The sequence below is a fragment of the Streptomyces sp. NPDC002092 genome (assembly GCF_053593775.1).
Genome location: NZ_JBSFDG010000042.1, coordinates 22,380 through 28,379, shown reverse-complemented (window position 1 = coordinate 28,379; position 6,000 = coordinate 22,380). Strand labels below are relative to the sequence as shown.

Here is a 6,000-nt window from a genome sequence, read left to right as displayed (position 1 = left end):
CCGTAACCGATGACCGCGACCTTGCGGCCCTGGATGATGGACAGGTCGGCGTCGGCGTCGTAGAACAGCTCGGCCACTTTGGGTTCTCTCCTTGAGTGCAGATGTTGCGTCCCACCGTATGACGGCGGGCGGAAACGAAGTCTCGGGGTCTCGGTATACGGGCGGCCGGTGTCACCCGGCCGCCTCAATACGTCGTTACGCCGACCGGTCGAGAGCGCGCAGCGACCGGTCCGTGATCGAGCGGGCGCCGCGGCCGATCGCGATCGTGCCGGACTGGACGAGCTCCTTGATGCCGTACGGCTCCAGCATCTTCAGCATGGCGGACAGCTTCTCGCTGCTGCCGGTGGCCTCGATCGTGACGGCCTCCGGGGAGACGTCGACGGTCTTGGCGCGGAACAGCTGGACGATCTCGACGATCTGGGAGCGCGTCTCGTTGTCGGCGCGCACCTTCACCAGGACGAGCTCGCGCTGAACGGCCTGCGACGGCTCCAGCTCGACGATCTTCAGCACGTTGACGAGCTTGTTGAGCTGCTTGGTCACCTGCTCGAGCGGGAGGTCCTCGACGCCCACGACGATGGTGATGCGGGAGATGTCGGGGTGCTCGGTGACGCCGACCGCGAGCGAGTCGATGTTGAAGCCGCGGCGGGAGAACAGGGCGGCGATCCGGGCCAGGATGCCCGGGGTGTTCTCCACCAGGACGGAGAGCGTGTGCTTGGACATGGTCTGGTTGCGTCTCTCTCGCTCAGTCGTCTTCGTTGTCGCCGAAGTCGGGGCGGACGTCCCGGGCGGCCATGATGGTGTCGTTCGAGGTGCCGGCGGCGACCATCGGCCACACCATCGCGTCCTCATGGACGATGAAGTCGATGACGACGGGGCGGTCGTTGATGGAGTTCGCCTCTTCGATGACCTTGTCGAGGTCGGCCGGGTCCTCGCAGCGGATCGCGTAGCAGCCCATGGCCTCCGACAGCTTCACGAAGTCGGGGACGCGGGTGCCGGCGCTGGGCTGCTTGCCGTCCGCCTCCGGGCCGGAGTGCAGCACGGTGTTGGAGTAGCGCTGGTTGTAGAAGAGGGTCTGCCACTGGCGGACCATCCCGAGGGCGCCGTTGTTGATGATGGCGACCTTGATCGGGATGTTGTTCAGGGCGCAGGTGGTGAGCTCCTGATTGGTCATCTGGAAGCAGCCGTCGCCGTCGATCGCCCAGACCGTCTGGTCCGGGGCGCCGGCCTTGGCGCCCATCGCGGCCGGGACCGCGTAGCCCATCGTTCCGGCACCGCCGGAGTTCAGCCAGGTGGCGGGCTTCTCGTACTGGATGTAGTGCGCGGCCCACATCTGGTGCTGGCCGACGCCCGCCGCGAAGATCGTGCCCTCCGGCGCGAGCTGCCCGATGCGCTCGATGACCTGCTGCGGGGACAGCTGGCCGTTCTCCGGGTGCTCGTAGCCCAGCGGGTAGGTCTCGCGCCAGCGGTTGAGGTCCTTCCACCATGCGGTGTAGTCGCCCTGGTTGCCCTCGCTGTGCTCCTTCTGGACGGCCTGGATCAGGTCGGCGAGGACTTCGCGCGCGTCCCCGACGATCGGCACGTCCGCGGCGCGGTTCTTGCCGATCTCGGCGGGGTCGATGTCGGCGTGGACGATCTTGGCGTACGGGGCGAAGCTGTCCAGCTTGCCGGTGACGCGGTCGTCGAAGCGGGCTCCGAGGGCGACGATCAGGTCGGCCTTCTGCAGCGCGGTGACGGCGGTGACCGCACCGTGCATGCCCGGCATTCCCACGTGCAGCGGGTGGCTGTCGGGGAATGCGCCGAGCGCCATCAGGGTGGTGGTGACGGGCGCTCCGGTGAGCTCGGCGAGAACCTTGAGCTCGGCGGTGGCGTGTGCCTTGATGACACCGCCGCCGACGTAGAGGACGGGCCGCTTCGCGGAGGTGATGAGCTTCGCGGCCTCGCGGATCTGCTTGGCGTGCGGCTTGGTCACCGGGCGGTAGCCGGGCAGGTCCATCACCGGCGGCCAGGAGAAGGTCGTCTGCGCCTGCAGCGCGTCCTTCGCGATGTCGACCAGGACCGGGCCGGGCCGGCCGGTGGAGGCGATGTGGAAGGCCTGCGCGATGACGCGCGGGATGTCCTCCGCCTTGGTGACCAGGAAGTTGTGCTTGGTGATCGGCATGGTGATGCCGACGATGTCCGCCTCCTGGAAGGCGTCCGTGCCGATCGCCTTGGACGCGACCTGCCCGGTGATCGCCACGAGCGGCACCGAGTCCATGTGCGCGTCGGCGATGGGGGTCACCAGGTTGGTGGCGCCCGGGCCGGAGGTGGCCATGCAGACGCCCACCTTGCCGGTGGCCTGCGCGTACCCCGTCGCCGCGTGGCCGGCCCCCTGCTCGTGGCGGACCAGGACGTGGCGCACCCGCGTGGAGTCCATCATCGGGTCGTACGCGGGAAGGATCGCACCGCCGGGAATGCCGAATACCGTGTCGGCCCCGACCTCCTCGAGAGAGCGGATGAGGGACTTCGCGCCCGTGACGTGCTCGGGTGCGGACTGCTGTCCTCCGGATCGGGGCCGCGGCTGCGGATGGGCCCCGGTGGCCTGCTCGGTCATCGTCAGTCTCTTCTCGATGCTGAGGGTTTTTGCGAGGTTTGTGCGGTGTTCAAGCGCTGCACGACTGGTGCCTGTGCAACAAAAAACCCCTCGTGCCGTAAGGCAAGCGAGGGGAGCGCGCCGGGTGTGGTCGCTGGGAGTTCCGGGTCGGTCCGGACATCGCCAGCTCAGCCGACGCGCTTTCCAAGTACGAGAATTCGGGTGCGCATGGCACAGACCCTCTCCCCGGCACGCACCACGTGTCAAGTGGGTGGGACGGGAGTCTCATTATGTGAGCGGAGTCCACTTCCGCCTCCCAGAACGGCGGGGACACCACCTGTGTACACCCCTGAACCACCTCCCGCGAACGCGGGCTCGATCGGTCCGTGCGGCACCGGATAGTGGCCGGAAGCAAGCGCCCGGCGCACCCGGTACTCGTCCAGCGGACCGGAGAACGCCATGCCCTGCCCGTGCGTGCACCCCATCGCGCGCAGCGCCACGACCTGTTCGGGCAGGTCCACGCCGTCGGCCACGGACTGCAGCCCGAGGTCGGTCGCGATCCGCAGCAGCCCACTGGTGATCTTGTGCAGCCGCGCCGACTCGACGACGCCCTCGACCAGGCTGCGGTCGAGTTTCAGCACGTCGACGGGGAGTCTGCGCAGTGCCGTGATCGCCGCGTGGCCGCTGCCGAAGCCGTCCAGGGCGATCCGGACGCCGAGTCTGCGCAGAGCGCCCAGGCGTCGCTCCAGTTCGTCCAGGGAGACCCGGGGGTCGGTGTCGGACAGCTCGATCACCAAGGAGCCGGACGGCAGCCCGTGCCGGGTCAGCAGGGCCTCGATCGAGCCGAGTGGCATCGAACGGTCGAGCAGCCGCCGGGCGCTCATCGGGACCGCCACGGGCACGGAGAGTCCGGTGCCGGTGCGCTCGGCGGCCTGCTCCACGGCCTCCTCCAGCATCCAGCGGCCGAGCTCGGCGGTCTTGTCGCTGTCCTCGGCGACCCGCAGGAACTCGGCCGGGGTGAACAGCACCCCCTGCGAGGACCGCCAGCGCGCCTGTGCCTCGACCGATGTGATCCGGCCGTCCTCCAGACAGACCACGGGCTGGTGCAGCAGCGCGAACTCGCCGTCGTGCAGGGCGGCACGCAGCCGCGTGGCCAGCTCCGCCTTGCGTACGACGTCCTGCTGCATCTGCGGGGCGTACAGCTCGACGCGGCCCTTGCCGGCCGCCTTGGCGCGGTACATGGCGAGGTCGGCGTTGCGCAGCAGTTCGCCCGCGCCGAGGCCGGGCTCGGCGAAGGCGACACCGATGGAGGCCGCCACCCGGACATCGTTGCCGTCGATGAGGTACGGCTGCGAGAGCGTGATCCTGAGGCGGTCGGCGAGCTCCAGGATGTGCCGTTCGCGCGCGGAGCGGTCCCGGGTGCCGTCCCCCGCGATCAGGGCCGCGAACTCGTCGCCGCCGAGCCGGGAGGCGGTGTCCCCGTGCCGTACCGCCTCCTGGAGTCTGCGCGCGGCCTGGACGAGCAGTTCGTCCCCGGCCTGGTGCCCGATCGTGTCGTTGACGGCCTTGAAGCCGTCGAGGTCGATGAAGAGGACGGCCGTGCCGCGCAGCGACACCCGGTCGGCGGCCCGGCGGCCCGACAGGGCCTGCTGGACGCGCTTGGTGAACAGGGCGCGGTTAGGCAGGTCGGTGAGCGGGTCGTGCTCGGCGTTGTGCTGCAGCTGGGCCTGCAGGCGCACTCTTTCGGTCACGTCACGGCTGTTGAAGATGAGGCCGCCGTGGTGGCGGTTGACCGTGGACTCGACGTTGAGCCAGCCGCCGTCGCCGGACCGGAAGCGGCACTCGATGCGCGTAGTGGGTTCCTCGAGCGGGCTGGCGGCGAGGAAGCGGCGCACCTCGTGCACCACGCAGCCCAGGTCCTCCGGGTGGATGAGATTGGCCAGTTCCGTACCCACGAGGTCCTCGGCGGGCCGTCCGTAGACCCCGGCGGCGGCCGGGGAGACGTAGCGGAGGATGCCGTTGGGCGCGGCGATCATGATGACGTCGCTGGAGCCCTGGACCAGGGAGCGGAAGTGGTTCTCCTTCTGGGCCAGCTCCTGGGTGAGGGTGATGTTGTCGAGCAGCATGATGCCCTGGCGCACCACGAGGGCGAGCACCACCGTGCCGCCGGTGAGGAGCACCACGCGGTCGACCCGGTGGCCGTTCAGGACGGTGTAGAGGATGCCGAGGGTGCACACGGCCGCGGCGAGATAGGGCGTGAGGGCGGCCAGGGAGCCGGCGATGGGCCGGGCGGCCGGATACCGGCTGTGATCACCTCCCTGCGGCGCCGGGTGGTGCTGGTGCGCTCCGCCCCGCTGGCCCGGCACGTGTTCGTGCACCACGCGCGTGTGCCCGTCGAGGTCGCACCGGTCGGCCTCGGACTGCCGGCCCTGCCGGGGCGCCGCCCAGGGGGCGTACGCGAGGAGCAGGGAGCCGGCGAACCAGCCCGCGTCGAGCAACTGGCCCGAGTGGTAGCTGTTGTGCAGCAACGGCGAGGTGAACAGGGCGTCGCACATCACCGTCAGGGCCAGCGCGCCGATGGCGGTGTTGACCGCCGTGCGGTTCACCGCGGAGCGCCTGAAGTGCAGCGCGAGCACCATGCTGACCAGGGCGATGTCCAGCAGCGGGTAGGCGAGCGACAGCGCGGTGTGCGCGACGCTCGGCCCGTCGAACTTGGCCGCCTGGGCGAGCGCGAGGCTCCACGACAGCGTGAGCAGCGAGCCGCCGATCAGCCAGGCGTCGAGGGCGAGGCACACCCAGCCGGCCTTCGTCACCGGCCGCTTGGCGAGCACCAGGAGCCCCACGATCGCGGGCGGCGCGAAGCACAGGAAGAACAGGTCGGCATAGCTGGGAGTGGGCACCTGCTCCCCCAGGACGACCTCGTACCACCCCCAGACCGCGTTGCCCAGGGCGGCCATGGCCGAGGAGAGGGCGAACAGCAGCCAGGCGGGTCGAAAGCGGACACGGCGGCTACGGGCGTACAGGAACAGCGACACGGCGGCGGTGCCGGCCGCGGCGCTCAGTCCGAAGTCACCCATGATCAGCGAGAGTTCGTCCGAACCCCAGCCGAACGCGGAACCGACGGCGTATCCCGCGCAGATCAGGGCCAGGACGAGTTGGGGGACCAGACCGGGTCCGCGGCCGGCGGCCGGCGGACGGGGTACCAGCGTCCCCGGCGAAGGCTGTACCCGCACCGCTGTGGCGAGGGTGGTCGTGGGGGGCGGGGGCGAACTCACCGGGCCCACCCGGTCCGCATCGCTCCCAGGTCCCGCGGCTCCCGGTGCGCTGGGTGCGCATGCCCCCGGCGGCTGTGCCTGCGGTGGTGATGGCTGTGACGGCAGCCGTGACTGCCGTGGTGACCGCGTCTGCGCGCGGCCGTACGCCAGAGTCGC

3 protein-coding genes are annotated in these 6,000 nt (G+C 70.2%); all 3 read right to left on the bottom strand.

Going from position 1 to position 6,000, the window contains the following annotated elements; all coding sequences use genetic code 11:
• Nucleotides 1-195: 195 nt before the first annotated feature.
• Nucleotides 196-720, bottom strand: coding sequence for an acetolactate synthase small subunit (ilvN, locus tag ACWCRD_RS44380; RefSeq protein WP_030942875.1), 525 nt, complete (start codon nucleotides 718-720; stop codon nucleotides 196-198).
• A gap of 22 nt (nucleotides 721-742) precedes the next feature.
• Nucleotides 743-2,590 (bottom strand): acetolactate synthase large subunit, encoded by a 1,848-nt coding sequence (locus ACWCRD_RS44375; protein ID WP_450971364.1) that lies wholly within the window; start codon nucleotides 2,588-2,590, stop codon nucleotides 743-745.
• A gap of 242 nt (nucleotides 2,591-2,832) precedes the next feature.
• Nucleotides 2,833-5,844, bottom strand: coding sequence for a putative bifunctional diguanylate cyclase/phosphodiesterase (locus ACWCRD_RS44370; protein WP_450971363.1), 3,012 nt, complete (start codon nucleotides 5,842-5,844; stop codon nucleotides 2,833-2,835).
• Between the last annotated feature and the right edge of the window lie 156 nt (nucleotides 5,845-6,000).